10 protein-coding genes and 1 tRNA gene are annotated in these 15282 nt (G+C 69.4%); 9 read left to right on the forward strand and 2 right to left on the reverse strand.

Going from position 1 to position 15282, the window contains the following annotated elements; all coding sequences use genetic code 11:
* Nucleotides 1-45 precede the first annotated feature (45 nt).
* From BJF87_RS07985 to BJF87_RS07995, 3 genes are all read left to right on the forward strand, one after another.
* Complete coding sequence (locus BJF87_RS07985; protein ID WP_006360503.1) at nucleotides 46-1233, forward strand: exonuclease SbcCD subunit D; 1188 nt, start codon at nucleotides 46-48, stop codon at nucleotides 1231-1233.
* 13 nt (nucleotides 1234-1246) lie between these two features.
* Nucleotides 1247-4222, forward strand: a complete 2976-nt coding sequence (locus BJF87_RS07990) for an AAA family ATPase (protein ID WP_006360504.1) — start codon at nucleotides 1247-1249, stop codon at nucleotides 4220-4222.
* A 56-nt stretch (nucleotides 4223-4278) separates the two neighbouring features.
* A tRNA-Arg gene (locus BJF87_RS07995) sits at nucleotides 4279-4351 on the forward strand.
* A gap of 88 nt (nucleotides 4352-4439) precedes the next feature.
* Here the strand turns inward: BJF87_RS07995 and BJF87_RS08000 are convergent.
* Together BJF87_RS08000 and BJF87_RS08005 are read right to left on the reverse strand one after the other, a co-directional pair.
* Nucleotides 4440-5225 (reverse strand): DUF305 domain-containing protein, encoded by a 786-nt coding sequence (locus tag BJF87_RS08000; protein WP_006360505.1) that lies wholly within the window; start codon nucleotides 5223-5225, stop codon nucleotides 4440-4442.
* Nucleotides 5226-5242: 17 nt separating this feature from the next.
* Nucleotides 5243-6067, reverse strand: a complete 825-nt coding sequence (locus BJF87_RS08005; RefSeq protein ID WP_035750765.1) for a DUF3105 domain-containing protein — start codon at nucleotides 6065-6067, stop codon at nucleotides 5243-5245.
* 155 nt (nucleotides 6068-6222) lie between these two features.
* Here BJF87_RS08005 and argS point away from each other — a divergent pair, with 155 nt between their 5' ends.
* The 6 genes from argS (at nucleotide 6223) to rho (ending at nucleotide 15197) form a co-directional block, all read left to right on the forward strand.
* On the forward strand, nucleotides 6223-7875 hold the full coding sequence (argS, locus tag BJF87_RS08010) for an arginine--tRNA ligase (protein WP_035750766.1): 1653 nt from the start codon (nucleotides 6223-6225) through the stop codon (nucleotides 7873-7875).
* Nucleotides 7872-9293, forward strand: coding sequence for a diaminopimelate decarboxylase (gene lysA, locus BJF87_RS08015; RefSeq protein ID WP_035750768.1), 1422 nt, complete (start codon nucleotides 7872-7874; stop codon nucleotides 9291-9293). Before argS ends, lysA begins: the two co-directional genes overlap by 4 nt.
* Entirely contained in the window at nucleotides 9290-10633 is a 1344-nt protein-coding gene (locus BJF87_RS08020; RefSeq protein WP_006360509.1) for a homoserine dehydrogenase, read from the forward strand. The genes lysA and BJF87_RS08020 overlap by 4 nt, the downstream gene beginning before the upstream one ends.
* Nucleotides 10626-11711 carry a threonine synthase gene (thrC, locus tag BJF87_RS08025; RefSeq protein ID WP_006360510.1) on the forward strand — a complete coding sequence of 362 codons (1086 nt, stop codon included), beginning with the start codon at nucleotides 10626-10628 and terminating at the stop codon, nucleotides 11709-11711. The genes BJF87_RS08020 and thrC overlap by 8 nt, the downstream gene beginning before the upstream one ends.
* Complete coding sequence (thrB, locus tag BJF87_RS08030) at nucleotides 11692-12696, forward strand: homoserine kinase (protein ID WP_006360511.1); 1005 nt, start codon at nucleotides 11692-11694, stop codon at nucleotides 12694-12696. Before thrC ends, thrB begins: the two co-directional genes overlap by 20 nt.
* A 455-nt stretch (nucleotides 12697-13151) precedes the next feature.
* Nucleotides 13152-15197 carry a transcription termination factor Rho gene (gene rho, locus BJF87_RS08035; RefSeq protein WP_035750770.1) on the forward strand — a complete coding sequence of 682 codons (2046 nt, stop codon included), beginning with the start codon at nucleotides 13152-13154 and terminating at the stop codon, nucleotides 15195-15197.
* The last annotated feature ends 85 nt before the right edge of the window (nucleotides 15198-15282 follow it).

Below are 15282 nucleotides of genomic sequence, written 5' to 3' on the forward strand. Positions count from 1 at the left end.
GCGCGTCCCACGATCTGTCGGGCCCCGACCGTATGGTTTGTCACCATGCGGATCGTGCACACCTCCGACTGGCACCTGGGCCGGACGTTCCATGGTGTCGACCTGCTCGCCGACCAGCGTCGTGCGCTGAGCCACCTCGCCGAGCTGGTCGCCGCCGAATCGGCCGACGCCGTGATCGTCGCCGGCGACGTCTACGACCGTTCGGTGCCCTCGGCCGACGCGGTGCGTGCCTACGACGAAGGCCTGGCCGAGATCGCCGCCGCCGGTGCCCGGATCATCGTCACCTCGGGCAACCACGACTCGCCCACGCGCCTCGGCGCGGGGTCGGCGTTCGCGGCGGCCGGCGGACTGCACCTGCGGACCTCGATCGAGGGGATCGCCGAGCCGATCGTCCTGTCCGACGAGCACGGCGAGGTCGCGGTGTACGGCATCCCGTACCTCGAACCCGACACCGCCCGTCGCCATCTCGGGGTCGAGGAGGTGTGCGGCCACACCGCAGTTCTCGATGCCGCGATGACCCGCATCCGCGCCGACCTCGCGTCCCGGCAGGCCCGATCGATCGTCGTCGCCCACGCCTTCGTCAGCGGCGCCGCCGCCTCCGGGTCCGAGCGGTCGATCAGCGTCGGGGGAGTCGAAACCGTTCCCGCCGAGACCTTCTCCGGTGCCGATTACGTCGCCCTCGGTCATCTGCACTCGCCGCAGCGCGTCACCGACACCGTCCGGTACAGCGGTTCGCTGCTCCCGTACTCCTTCGGCGAGCGCACGCATCGCAAAGCGGTGTGGGTGGTCGACCTCGATGCCGACGGGGTCGGCGATATCCGCAAGCACGAGCTTCCGGTCGTGCGCGAGTTGAGCTCCCTCCGTGGAACACTCGACGAGTTGCTGACCTCGGAGCAGTTCGCGGGCGCCGAGGACCACTACGTCGAGGTGACCTTGACCGACGCGGTACGCCCGCTCGACGCGATGCGACGCCTGCGGGAGCGGTTCCCGTGCGCGGTGCACGTGCAGTGGGACCGCCCGCACACCGGCTCGGGGGTCGACTACCGTTCGCGGGTCCGCGGCCGGAGCGATGCCGAGATCATCAACTCCTTCATCGAGGACGTCCGCGACACCCCGACCAAGGGGGAGCGGGTGCTGATCGAACGCGCACTGCGGGCGGTCGTCGGCGAACCCGAGGCCGACGGCGAGCTCGCGCTGTTCGCCCTCGATGCGTTCGTCGCCGAGACCGCGTGAGTGCTGACGGCGTATGAGACTGCACCACATCCGGATTCGCGCGTTCGGCCCGTTCGCCGACGAGGTCACCGTCGACTTCGACGAGCTCGGGGCAGACGGGCTGTTCCTCCTGCACGGCCAGACCGGTGCCGGCAAGACCACCGTGCTCGACGCGGTGGCGTTCGCCTTGTTCGGCCGGGTCCCCGGCGCTCGTGACACCAACCGCCGACTCCACTCGGATCATGCTGCGCCCGAGACGATTCCGCAGGTCGAACTCGAGGCCACCGTCGGTTCCCGCCGATTGCGCATCACCCGATCGCCCGAGCACGAGCGCCCCAAGAAGCGCGGCGACGGGAAACGCAAGATCAACGCGTGTGCGTCGCTCGTCTGGGTGGACGGTTCGGGCCCTGACCTGACCCGCATCCCGGAGATCGGCGAGGCGGTCGTCCGCCTGCTCGGTATGAGCGCCGAGCAGTTCTTCCAGGTGGTCCTGTTGCCGCAGGGCGACTTCGCCCGGTTCCTCCGCGCGCACTCCGACGAGCGGGAGGAGCTGCTGGAGCGCCTCTTCGACACCGAGCGGTTCGGCGACCTCGAGGAATGGCTCCGCGATCGTGCCCGCGAGAGCGCGTCCTCCTTGGCCGAGCAGACCGGCACCCTGGACCGCATCGCCGGGCAGATCGTGGCGATCAGCGGCACGCAGGCGCCTGCCGAACCGGACTTCGACTGGGCCCAGGCATGTCTCGACACGGCCCGGCAGACCGCCGCGTCCGCGCTCGCCGAATCGACCGCCGCGCAGGCGGCCGTCGAACAGGCCGAAGCCGCCCACGAACACGGCAGGCGCGTCGACGATCTACGTCGCCGCGGTCTGCAGGCGCGCGACCGGCTCGCCCGCCTCACCGAGGGGGAGGTGACGCTGACGGCCGCCGAGCGGTCACGCCGGCTCGCCCTGCGCGCCGCACCCATCGCGCCCCTGGCCGACGACCACGAGCGCGTGGCCGCCGACCTGGCCTCGGCGACGGCCGCGGCCGACCACGCACGTGACGCCCTCAGCGAACTCGCCGAGGGTGCGAAACTGTGCGAATCCGACTGCGACGATGCAGCTCTCGTCGCGGCCGTCGACCGATGGACCGAGGAATCTGGTCGCTGGGAACCGCTGGCGAAGCGTGTCGCCGAGCGGCCCCGGCTGGTCGCCGACATCGACGGACTCGAGAAGACGATCGCCGGCGCGGAGCAGCAGGCCGACGAAACCCGGACGTGGCTCGAGTCGGTACCGGCTCGCCGCGACGAGGCAGTCGCCGCACTCCGGGCGGCGGACGAACTACGTGTCCAGGCGCCGAAGCTGCACGCCGAACGCGACCACGCCCGCCGTGTTCTCCAGGCCTTCACCGACCGCGACGAGGTGCTCGCGCAGCTCGCCGACGCCGAACGGGACCTTCTCGACGCGCGGGAGCAGCACTCTGCCGCACGGGAACAGCAGCTCGACATCCGCGAACGACGCCTCACCGGCATGGCCGTCGAACTCGCCGGTGCCCTCGTCGACGGGCACCCGTGCGCGGTTTGCGGCTCGGTCGGTCATCCCGCGCCGGCCACCGGCGACGCCGGCACCTCGGTGGGCGAGGCCCAGGAGAAGGAAGCCGCGGCCGCCGAAGAGCGTGCGAGCGCGATCAGGGCCATCGCCCAGTCCGCGGTCGCCGCACTGCAGGAGCGGCAGGCCAATCTCGATGCCGTCATCGCCGGCGCCGACCGCGCCGCCACCCGGGCAGGTCACGACCGCCTCGCCGCCGACCTCGCGGCTGCCGAGCGGGCGGCCGTCCGCACGCCGTCGCTGCAGGACGCGGTCGAACGCATCGACGCCGAGATCGCCGACCGGCGCCGGACCCTGGCCGATCACGAGACCGCGCAGGCGCGGCGTCGTGAACGCCTGACGACCCTGCGCGAGAAGCTGGGCGCCCTCGACGCCGAGGTCCACGAGGCGACCGGCGGGCGGATGGGGGTCGCGGAGCGTCGTCGCGAACTCGCCGAACTCTGCCGCCGCACAAGGACTCTGCGGGAGGCCCGGCGCGAGCTCGACCGGACCCGCCGACGGCAGGCCGAGATCGCCGAGCGGCTCACCGTCGCCTGTGCCGCCGCCGAATTCACCGGAGCGGACGAGGTCCGGTCGGCCGCCGCGTCGCCGGGTCAGATCCGACAGTGGGAGAAGCTCCTCGAAGAGGCGGCGGCGATACGCGCCGGCGCGGAGGAGACCCTCGCCGATCCCGACGTGTGCGCGGCGCTGGAGGCGCCCGAGGTCGATGTCGCCGGTCTGACGGCGGATCTGGTGGCCGCACGTGCCCGCCGCGACGATGCCGCCCGCGTGAATGCGGTGGCCGCGCAGCGCCGTACGGACCTCGAGGAGTACGTCGCCGGCTTCTGGGCCGCCCTCGACGCACTCGCACCGCTGAAGGCACGACACGAGGAGCTGCAGGGCCTCGCGGAACTGGTGAGCGGCCGCGGACAGAACTCCCGACGCATGTCGCTGCGGTCGTACGTGCTCGCCGCCCGGCTCGACGAGGTGCTCGTCGCCGCGTCCGGACGTCTCCGCGAGATGTCATCGGGCCGTTATGAATTCGTCCACTCGGACGCCGCCGGTGTGCGCGGTCGCCGCGGCGGCCTGGGCATCGAGGTCCGCGACGAGTACACCGGCGTGCTGCGGGCCACCACGACGCTGTCGGGTGGAGAGACGTTCTTCGCCTCGCTGGCCCTCGCGCTGGGTCTGGCCGATGTCGTCTCGGCCGAATCCGGCGGTCGCGTCCTCGACACGATCTTCATCGACGAGGGTTTCGGCACCCTCGACCCCGAAGCCCTCGACCTCGTGATGGGCGTCCTCGACGACCTCCGCTCCGGCGGTCGCGTCGTCGGCGTCGTCAGTCACGTCGACGAGTTGCGGGCCCGGATTCCGGCGCAACTGCACGTCCTGCGCGGCGAACACGGCTCGACGCTGCGGGTGCAGAGTCCGCTCGGCGTGTCGTGAGCAGCCCGATTGTGATGTGCCGGTGAGCGTGCGCTAGTCTGGGTTCCGCCCGATGAGCCCCCGTAGCTCAGGGGATAGAGCGTCTGCCTCCGGAGCAGAAGGCCGCAGGTTCGAATCCTGCCGGGGGCACAGATACACAGAATCACCACTTATGGAGAAACCCACCGCCCTTCGGGCCGGTGGGTTTCTCCATTTCTGGTGGGTTTGCGCTTCCGCGTCAGTTCATCGGCAGCGGCTGGGCATTGCGTTCGGCCAGCATCGCCTCGATGATCCCGATCTCCTTGTCCTGCGTGCGTTCCATCGCCGATGCGAGGTCGCGGACGTAGGGCTGCGAGACGTTGTCGGGATTCGCGGCGTACTCCATCATGTGGAGCCCGCCCTCGTGGTGGCGAAGCATCAGCTGCAGGAAGGTCGTGTCGACCTCCGGCCCGCGCATCGCGCGGAACCGCTCCATCTCGGCCGACGTCGCCATGCCCGGCATGGCCGGCTGCTCGACGTCGGCGGCCGGAGTGGCCCCGTGATCTCCGTGGCCCATGTCGCCGTGATCCATGTCGCCGTGGTCCCCGTGATCGTCACCGGTCGCCTCCGTCGACGATCCATGGCCCATCCAGCCCATCGTCTCGCCGGGGTTGGTGACGGGCTGGCCCCACCGGGTCAGCCACGACTGCATCTGGCCGATCTCGTTGCTCTGCGCGGTGAGGATGTCGAAGGCCATGCTGCGGACCTGGGGATCGGTGCCGTGCTCGAGTTCGATCGCGGCCATCTCGACGCCCTGCTCATGGTGACGCGTCATGTCCTGCGCGAAGCCGACCGCGGCCGAGTTCGCCGCGGGGGAGTCCTCGCCGGAGGAGTCGTCGGCCAGGCTCGCCTGGATCAGCAGGCCGAGGCCGACGCCGACCAGGAGCAGCGCCACTGCGGCGAGTGCGAGAAGGGCAGGGCTCCGACGCGACGGGGCGGTCTCGGTACCCGCGGGTGTCGTCGTGCTCTCAGGTGTCTCGCTCATGTTCGTTCCTCGCCTGATCAGCCCGCGGGCATCGGGTTGTTGCCGCCGCCGCCCATGGGGACGGCGTCGGGGCCGGGCTCACCTTCGTCGGCCGGCGGGGGATTCGACGGATCGAAGCCCGGGATGGCGGTACAGGTGGCCTGGGTCTCCGGGTAGGCCGCGGTCTGCGGGTTCTCCGGGTAGACGCCGGGCATCATGTTGCGGCGCAGCGAGGTGATGAACTGGTCGACCCGCGGGTCGGTCGCCGAGTCGAGCTTGAGCTGGTGGCCCCAGCTCTGCAGGGAGACCGGCTTGTCCAGGCCGGGGTACGGCGACAGGAACAGGTACTGCTCGCCGCGCACGAGCCGCTTGAGGTAGTCGACGTCTTCGGGCGAAGCCGTGTCGGGGTTGTAGGTGATCCAGACGGCGCCGTGCTCGAGGGCGTGGACGGCGTTCTCCGAACGCAGCGGGTTCGGATAGACGACGCCGGTACAGGTCGCCCAGATCTCGTCGTGCGGACCGCCGAACGGCGGCGACTGGTCGTAGGCGACGCGCTGCGACGCGTTCACATGCTTGCCCGCCTCGTAGTAGATCTTCGTCACACCGTCGATGCCCTGCGACGGGTCCGGGGTCTGCGGCGACGGGACGAACCCTTCGGCCGACTGGACCGCGACGTCGTCCTTCTCGTTGGCGCGCTTCTCGTTGAGTTTGGGGAGGAGATAGATCGCGAGTCCGGCGACGAGGCCGATGACCACGACGACTGCGCCGATCAGCATCCAGTCGACCTGTCGGCCGGTCGCAGTGGGTACGGACCCGGACTTCTTACGAGCCTTGGGGACGTTGGCCCCTGGTTTGCGCGCCATTGACTTCTTTCCTCGTACGACGGGGGTCGCCGTGCGCGCGGGCGGTCGTACCCCCCGACGCGCGCTCGGCGCACACGAGTCTACTGGTGGACGGCACCCGCTCTGGGAGGGTGCGATTATCGACGAGCGGCCCTCGGCCAATAGGATGGTGTCCCGTGACTCCCGCCGACCTGGCCGCGCTGCTGCGCGCCGTGACCCTGACCGTGGTCCGCGACCGCGGACTGGACGAGAACCTGGTGCCCGACTCCGTCGTCGTCGAGCGCCCCCGTCACGCTGACCACGGCGATTACTCCACCAACGTCGCCCTGCAGCTCGGCAAGCGACTCGGTGTGGCGCCCCGTGAGCTGGCCGGATGGCTCGCCGAGGCGTTCGCCGGCGCCGAGGGCATCGCGAAGTCGGAGATCGCCGGTCCCGGCTTCGTCAACATCTGGCTCGGTGCGGCCGCCCAGAACACCGTCATGAAGACCGTGCTCGAGCAGGGCGAGAGCTACGGCCGCGGCAAGGAGCTGGCCGGCTCGATCATCAACCTGGAGTTCGTCTCGGCCAACCCGACCGGACCGATCCACCTCGGCGGCACCCGCTGGGCCGCCGTCGGTGACGCGCTCGGCCGTGTCCTGGCCGCTCGCGGCGCCGACGTGACGCGTGAGTACTACTTCAACGACCACGGCGCCCAGATCGACCGCTTCGCGCGGTCGCTGGAGGCCGCGGCGCTGGGCAACCCGACCCCGGAGGACGGATACGCCGGCGACTACATCGCCGACATCGCCGCGCAGGTCGTCGCGAAGGTGCCCGATGTGCTGTCGCAGCCCGTGGCGGACCGGCTCGAGACCTTCCGCTCCATCGGTGTGGACCTCATGTTCGACCACATCAAGCAGAGCCTGCACGATTTCGGCACGGACTTCGACGTCTACACCCACGAGGACAAGATGTTCGCGACGGGCCTCGTCGACGAGTGCATCGAACAGCTCAAGGGCAACGGCAACCTGTACGAGAACGACGGGGCGTGGTGGCTGAAGTCCACCGACTTCGGTGACGACAAAGACCGTGTCGTCATCAAGAGCGACGGCAACGCCGCCTACATCGCCGGTGACATCGCCTACTACCGCGACAAGCGCAACCGCGGCTTCAACCTGTGCATCTACATGCTCGGTGCCGACCACCACGGTTACGTCAGCCGCCTCAAGGCCGCCGCGGCCGCGCTCGGCGACGACCCGGCCACCGTCGAGGTCCTCATCGGGCAGATGGTGAACCTGGTCAAGGACGGCAAGCCGGTGCGCATGTCGAAGCGCGCGGGCACGGTCATCACCCTCGACGACCTCGTCGACGCCGTGGGTGTCGACGGTGCGCGGTATTCGCTGATCCGCTCGTCGGTGGACGTCAACATCGACATCGACCTGGACCTGCTGACCAAGCAGTCCAACGACAACCCGGTCTACTACGTGCAGTACGCACACGCCCGGATGTCGGCGCTGGCGCGCAACGCCGCCGACCTGGGTGTGGTGTCCTCGCTCGATCACCTCGACCTGCTCGACGACCCCGCCGAGGGCGAATTGATCCGCACGATCGGCGATTTCGACGAGGTCGTCGCCACCGCGGCCACGCTGCGCGAGCCGCACCGCGTCTGCCGCTACCTCGAGGTCCTCGCCGGCACCTACCACCGCTTCTACGCGAAGTGCCGCGTCCTGCCCCAGGGCGACGAAGAGGTGGCCGACATCCACCGCGCGCGGCTCGCGCTGTGTGAGGCCACCCGCCAGGTCCTGGCCAACGGCCTCGGACTGGTCGGCGTCAGCGCTCCGGAGCAGATGTGAGCGCGCACCCGGCCGGCCCGCGGCACGCCGAACTGCTGGCCGCGCCGCATCTCGCGCAGCGTCCGAACGATCCGGCCGTCCTCGCCGCCCTCCCGCCCCAGGTGTGGCCGCGCAACGCCGCCCGCGACGAGTCGGGTGAGCTTCGTATCGCCGGAGTGCCGGTGAGCGAGCTGGCCGCCGAGTTCGGCACCCCGGCGTTCATCGTCGACGAGGCCGATTTCCGGTCCCGGTGCCGCGACATGATGGCGGCGTTCGGCCCCTACGGCCGGGTGCACTACGCGTCGAAGGCCTTCCTGTGCAGCGAGGTGGCGCGCTGGGTGAACGAAGAGGGGCTCTCCCTCGACGTGTGCAGCGGCGGCGAACTCGCCATCGCGCTGCACGCCGGTTTCCCCGCGGAACGAATCGCGTTGCACGGCAACAACAAGAGCCCCGAGGAGCTGGCCGCGGCGGTTGACGCCGGGATCGGGCACGTGGTCCTCGACTCGATGATCGAGATCGACCGGCTCGACGCGATCTCCGGTGAGCGCGGCGTCGTCACCGACGTCCTCGTCCGCGTCACCGTCGGTGTGGAGGCGCACACCCACGAGTTCATCTCGACCGCCCACGAGGACCAGAAGTTCGGCTTCGCCCTCGCCGGCGGGGTCGCGATGCAGGCCATCCGGCGGGTCTTCGCGACCGACAACCTCCGTCTCGTCGGTCTGCACAGCCACATCGGTTCGCAGATCTTCGACATGGACGGTTTCGAGCTCGCCGCCCACCGCGTCCTCGGCCTGCTCCACGATGTCGTCGACGAGTTCGGCGTCGAGAAGACCTCGCAGATGTCCATCGTGGATCTCGGTGGGGGACTGGGTATCTCGTACCTCGAGGAGGAGCGCCCGCTGCCGGTGCAGAAGGTTGCCGAGACCCTCGCTCACATCGTCCGCCGCGAATCCGAAGCCGTCGGACTGCCGATGCCGATCATCGCCGTCGAGCCCGGCCGCGCGATCGCCGGACCCGGCACCGTCACGCTCTACCGCGTGGGCACCGTCAAGGACGTGGAACTCGGCGGTGGTGCCACCCGCCGCTACATCTCCGTCGACGGCGGGATGAGCGACAACATCCGTACCGTCCTGTACCAGGCCGAATACGACGTCCGGCTGGTCTCGCGGGTGTCCGACGCACGTGCGGTCGTCTGCCGCGTCGTCGGGAAGCACTGCGAGAGCGGTGACATCGTGATCAAGGACTGCTGGCTGCCCGAGGACCTGGGTCCCGGTGACCTGATCGCGGTCGCCGCCACCGGCGCCTACTGCTACTCGATGTCGAGCCGGTACAACATGACCATGCGGCCGCCGGTGGTGGCCGTGGCCGATGGGGCAGCACGCCTGATGCTGCGGCGCGAGACCATCGACGACTTCCTCAGCCTGGAGGTGGGCTCGTGACCGGATCTGTCCAGAACGCAAGCGACACAAGCGAGGTGAATGCCGTGCGACCCATCGGGGTGGCGGTACTCGGGATGGGCAACGTCGGTGCCGAGGTGGTGCGCATCATCACCGACAATGCCGACGACCTGCGAGCGCGCGTGGGCGCACCGGTGGAGATCCGGGGCGTCGCGGTGCGAGATCTCAACCGGCCGCGCAAGATCGGCCAGGAACTGCTGACCGACGATCCCGCGTCGCTGATCGCACGCGACGACGTCGACATCGTCGTCGAACTCATGGGCGGCATCGACCCGGCCCGGGCGCTGATCCGTACCGCGCTCGAGAGCGGTAAGTCGGTCGTGACCGCCAACAAGGCGTTGCTGGCCGAGTACACCGGTGAGCTCGCGAGCGCGGCCGCCGACGCGAAGGTCGACCTGTACTTCGAGGCCGCGGTCGCCGGTGCAATCCCGGTCATCCGCCCGCTGATGCAGTCGCTCGCCGGCGACACCGTCGAGCGCGTCGCCGGAATCGTCAACGGCACCACCAACTTCATCCTGTCGGCCATGGACGAGACCGGCGCCGACTACGCCGACACGCTCGCCGAGGCGGGCCGTCTCGGATATGCCGAGGCCGACCCGACAGCCGACGTCGAGGGTTACGACGCGGCGGCCAAGGCCGCGATCCTCGCGTCGATAGCCTTCCATTCGCGGGTCACCGCCGCCGACGTCCACCGCGAGGGGATCTCCTCGGTCACCGCGGCCGACCTGCTCGCCGCGAAGAAGTTCGACTGCACGATCAAGCTGCTCTCGATCTGCGAGCGCGTTCGCGATGTCGACGGCTCCCAGCGGGTCTCGGCTCGCGTGTACCCGGCACTGATCCCGCTGACCCACCCGCTCGCCACCGTCAACGGGGCGTTCAACGCGGTGGTCGTCGAGGCGGAGAACGCCGGTCGGCTCATGTTCTACGGCCAGGGCGCCGGTGGCTCGCCCACCGCGTCGGCCGTGCTCGGCGACATGGTGATGGCCGCGCGCAACCGTGTGCACGGCGGACGCGGTCCGCTGGAGTCGACCTATGCGTCGCTGCCGATCGCTCCGATCGACGACGTGTTCACCCGTTACTACATCTCGATGCGCGTCGCCGACCGCCCGGGCGTGCTCGCACAGGTCGCCGGCGAGTTCACCAAGCGTTCGGTGAGCATCGCCGCGGTGCGCCAGGAAGGCGCAGGCGACGACGCCCGCCTGATCGTGGTGACCCATCGGGCCCCGGACCGCGCGCAGTCGGATTGCGTTGCGGCGCTAGAAGACATGGACGCCGTCATCAAGGTGTCGAGTGTGTTGCGATTGGAAGGTACCGATGACTGAGACGACTCCCGCGCCCGTGCACCGCGCGTGGCCCGGCCTGATCGAGGCATACCGTTCGCGGCTGCCCGTCGCCGACGACTGGAAGGTCGTCACCCTGCTCGAGGGCGGCACCCCACTGATCAGCGCCCCGCATCTGTCGTCGCTGACCGGTTGTGAGGTGTATCTCAAGGTCGAGGGCCTCAACCCGACCGGCTCCTTCAAGGACCGCGGCATGACCATGGCCGTGAGCAACGCGGTCAACAACGGCAAGACCGCCGTGCTGTGCGCCTCGACGGGCAACACCTCCGCCTCGGCGGCCGCCTACGCCACCCGCGCCGGGATCACGTGCGCGGTGCTCATCCCGCAGGGCAAGATCGCGATGGGCAAGCTCGCCCAGGCGGTCATGCACGGCGCCAAGATCATCCAGGTGCAGGGCAACTTCGACGACTGCCTCGAGCTCGCCCGCAAGGCGACTGCGGAGTTCAGTGAGATCGAGCTCGTGAACTCGGTCAACCCGGCCCGCATCGAGGGGCAGAAGACGGCCGCCTTCGAGATCGTCGACGTCCTCGGTCGCGCCCCCGACGTGCACGCGCTGCCCGTCGGCAACGCCGGCAACATCACGGCCTACTGGAAGGGCTACACCGAGTACCACGCCGACGGTGTGTCGTCCTCGGTGCCGCGGATGCTCGGTGTGCAGGCCGCCGGTGCGGCCCCGCTGGTGAACGGCGCCCCCGTCAAGGAGCCGGAGACCATCGCGACCGCGATCCGCATCGGCTCGCCCGCGAGCTGGAACCAGGCCGTCGCCGCCAAGGAGGAGTCGAACGGACAGTTCCGCGCGGCCACCGATGAGAAGCTGCTCGAGGCCTACCGCCTGATCGCGGGCAAGGAAGGCGTCTTCGTGGAGCCGGCGTCCGCCGCGAGCGTGGCCGGACTCCTCGCAGCACGTGCCGACGGCTGGATCGAGGCCGGCTCGACGGTCGTATGCACCGTGACCGGCAACGGTCTGAAAGACCCCGACACCGCGCTGGCGGGCATCCCCGAGGTCGAGGCGATCCCGGTCGATCCGGTGGCGGTGGCGAATGCGCTCGGTGTCGGCTGAGTCCGCCGGGGTCGAGGAGATGACGCACAACGGCGAGATGACCGAGCCCGGGGTGGCGACGCGACAGCTACCCGTGGGTGTCTCGGCGCGCGTGCGGGTGCCGGCGTCGAGTGCCAACCTCGGACCGGGATTCGACTGTCTGGGCATCGCTTTGGGCATCTACGACGAGGTGATCGTCGAGACCGTCGACGACGGGATCGTGCTGGACGTCGAGGGGGAGGGTTCGGCCGACGTCCCGCGCGACGAGTCCCACCTCGTCGTGCGCGCCCTCAATCGCGGACTCACCCACGCCGGCGTGTCCGCTCCGGGCCTGAAGTTGCGCTGCGTCAACCAGATCCCGCATTCGCGGGGCCTCGGGTCCTCGGCCGCGGCCGCGGTGTCCGGCCTCGCCGCCGCCTCCGGTCTGATCTCCGCCGCGGGCTTCGGCGCGGGTCTGTCGACCGACGAACTGGTCCAGCTGTCCAGCGAGTTCGAGGGACACCCCGACAACGCCGCCGCGAGCGTCCTCGGTTCGGTCGTCGTCACCTGGACGGAGACCGCCGACGACGTGAACTCGTATCACGCCCACCGGCTGTCGGTACACCCCGATGTCTGCGCGACCGTGTTCGTGCCCGACACCGAGTCGTCGACGTCGTTCACCCGTGGGCTGCTGCCGGATGCGGTGCCGCGCGCCGATGCGGTGTTCAATCTGAGCCGGGCCGCGCTCGCCGTCGTGGCGCTGACCTCCGACCCGCGCAACCTGATGGCCGCCTCGGCGGACCGGTTGCACCAGCCCTATCGTGCGTCGGCGATGGTGCCGACCAGCGAACTCGTCGCCGAACTGCGTGCGCGCGGACATGCCGCGACGGTCTCCGGCGCCGGGCCGACGGTGCTCGTGCTCGGTACCGCGCCGATCCCGGCCGACATCCGGGTGCTCGCTCAGGGACTCGGTTTCACCACCCACTCGGTGGCCATCGCCGGCGGCGTGGACATCAGCGCAGGCTGAGTCGCCGCTCCACGGCGGGGGCGAAGCGTTTCGTCACGGGGCGCCCGGGGAATACCCGACGTGCAACGCACGTTGGGAACGAGGTGTTCAGCGGTGTTCAGCGGTGTTCAGCCGAGGATCACAACCTCCGATCGATGTCTTCATTTGGCACTTTCGGCGTGTTGCCCCTATCATGCGAACGGGGTTAACATATTCTGGTCTAGCCGCGCGGGCTTGTCCCGCCGTGCTTCTCATCCATCACCGATCGGGACCACCGATCGTATCCGGCCGGGGTCGTGGGTCTCTGTCGACGGTGCCGAAGCACGGGTGGCTCCCGAGCACGCTCGCAGCGGGACCGAACATCTCTCTGACCGTTCACCCCCTACCGTCCAACGCGGACGGACTCCCTCGCGTACACAGCAGGGAAACGCAGACCTCACGCAGCTTCCGTCTGCGGGAGGAACGAAAGGACTTCCGTGACAGATACGGACCTGATCACCGCACCTGCCGAGCAGGAATCAGCGGGTACGGCCGGCCCTGACTCGGGGCAACCGGCCAAGACGCGGGCTCGGGCAGCACGTACCGGCCTGTCCGGCATGGTGCTCAGCGAGCTGCGGACCGTTGCCGGTGAACTCGGTATCAAGGGCACCTCCGGGATGCGCAAGGGCGATCTGATCGCCGCCATCAAGGAGCGCCAAGGCGGCGGAGCCGCCAAGAGTGCAGACGCCAAGGCCGAGGCCAAGAACACCGAGGCCAAGAGCACCGAGGCCAAGAACACCGAGGCCAAGGCCGCCGAGAGCGCAGGCTCCGAGGCCAAGACCGAGGCTAAGAGCTCCGAGACCCGGCGCCGGAGCGCCAAGGCGTCGTCCGAGGACGGGCAGCTGTCGATCGTCGAGTCCGCCGAAGACGGCGATTCCGGTCGGGCACCCCGCACGGGCAGGAAGAGCGCCGACGCGGAGGCCGGCGAGCAGCGCGCAGACGAGCAGAAGGGCGACGAGCCGAAGGGCGACGCCAAGGGGGATTCGGCGAAGGCCGGCGACTCCGACGCCGGTGAGCAGCGCAATCGCCGCAACCGGAACCAGAACCGGGACAACCAGAACCGTGAGGGTGGCCAGAACCGCGAGGGTGGCCAGAACCGCGAGGGTGGCCAGAACCGGGACAACCAGAACCGCGATGGCGGCCAGAATCGCGACAACCAGAATCGCGACGGGGGCCAGAACCGCGGTGGCGGCCAGAATCGGGACAACCGTGACGACCGTGACGACGACGGCGAAGGCGGCGGTCGTCGCCGGGGACGCCGTTTCCGCGAGCGTCGTCGTGGGCGCGACCGCGACGGCGGTAGCCAGAACGAGCCGCAGGTCTCCGAAGACGACGTGTTGCAGCCCGTCGCCGGCATCCTCGACGTGCTCGACAACTACGCCTTCGTCCGCACCTCGGGCTACCTCGCCGGTTCCAACGACGTCTATGTGTCGATGAACATGGTGCGCAAGAACGGACTTCGACGCGGCGACGCGATCACCGGCGCGGTCAAGGTGCCGCGCGAGGGTGACCAGCAGAACCAGCGTCAGAAGTTCAACCCGCTCGTGCGTCTCGACACCGTCAACGGCGGTGAGGTGGAGGCGGCGAAGAAGCGCCCCGAGTTCAACAAACTCACCCCGCTGTACCCGAATCAGCGACTGCGCCTGGAGACCACGCCGGACCGCCTGTCCACCCGCGTGATCGACCTGATCATGCCCATCGGCAAGGGGCAGCGCGCACTGATCGTCTCGCCGCCGAAGGCCGGCAAGACGACGATCCTGCAGGACATCGCCAACGCGATCACGGTCAACAACCCGGAATGTCACCTCATGGTGGTGCTCGTCGACGAGCGTCCCGAAGAGGTCACCGACATGCAGCGCTCGGTCAAGGGCGAGGTCATCGCCTCCACCTTCGACCGTCCGCCGTCAGACCACACCTCGGTCGCCGAGCTCGCCATCGAGCGCGCCAAGCGTCTCGTCGAGAGTGGCAAAGACGTTGTGGTACTTCTGGATTCGATCACCCGTCTGGGTCGCGCGTACAACAACGCGTCGCCGGCGTCGGGCCGAATCCTCTCCGGCGGTGTCGATTCGACCGCCCTGTACCCGCCGAAGCGGTTCCTCGGTGCGGCCCGCAACATCGAGAACGGCGGATCGCTGACCATCATCGCCACCGCGATGGTCGAGACCGGTTCGACCGGTGACACGGTCATCTTCGAGGAGTTCAAGGGCACCGGCAACGCCGAGCTCAAGCTCGATCGCAAGATCTCCGAGCGCCGCGTGTTCCCCGCGGTCGACGTCAACCCGTCGGGCACGCGTAAGGACGAGCTCCTGCTCTCGCCCGATGAGTTCGCGATCGTCCACAAGCTGCGTCGTCTCCTGTCCGGTCTCGACTCGCAGCAGGCGATCGACCTGCTGATCAGCCAGCTGAAGAAGACCAAGACGAACATCGAGTTCCTGATGTCGGTACAGAAGACCGCTCCGGGAGCCGGTGGCAACGACGACTGACAGTCGACGAATTGATCGACGGCCCCGTCTCGCATCATGCGGGACGGGGCCGTCGGCGTTTCGCGTCCGCTCCCTGACCGCGAGC

The sequence above is a fragment of the Gordonia sp. CNJ-863 genome, from assembly GCF_001942325.1.
Lineage (GTDB): Bacteria > Actinomycetota > Actinomycetes > Mycobacteriales > Mycobacteriaceae > Gordonia > Gordonia alkanivorans.

Coding starts and splice junctions, on each gene's coding strand:
- thrB (WP_006360511.1), top strand. CDS start 11,692: ATGCGCTCGGTGTCGGCTGAGTCCGCCGGGGTCGAGGAGATGACGCAC.
- thrC (WP_006360510.1), top strand. CDS start 10,626: ATGACTGAGACGACTCCCGCGCCCGTGCACCGCGCGTGGCCCGGCCTG.
- BJF87_RS07985 (WP_006360503.1), top strand. CDS start 46: ATGCGGATCGTGCACACCTCCGACTGGCACCTGGGCCGGACGTTCCAT.
- BJF87_RS07990 (WP_006360504.1), top strand. CDS start 1,247: ATGAGACTGCACCACATCCGGATTCGCGCGTTCGGCCCGTTCGCCGAC.
- BJF87_RS08005 (WP_035750765.1), bottom strand. CDS start 6,067: ATGGCGCGCAAACCAGGGGCCAACGTCCCCAAGGCTCGTAAGAAGTCC.
- BJF87_RS08000 (WP_006360505.1), bottom strand. CDS start 5,225: ATGAGCGAGACACCTGAGAGCACGACGACACCCGCGGGTACCGAGACC.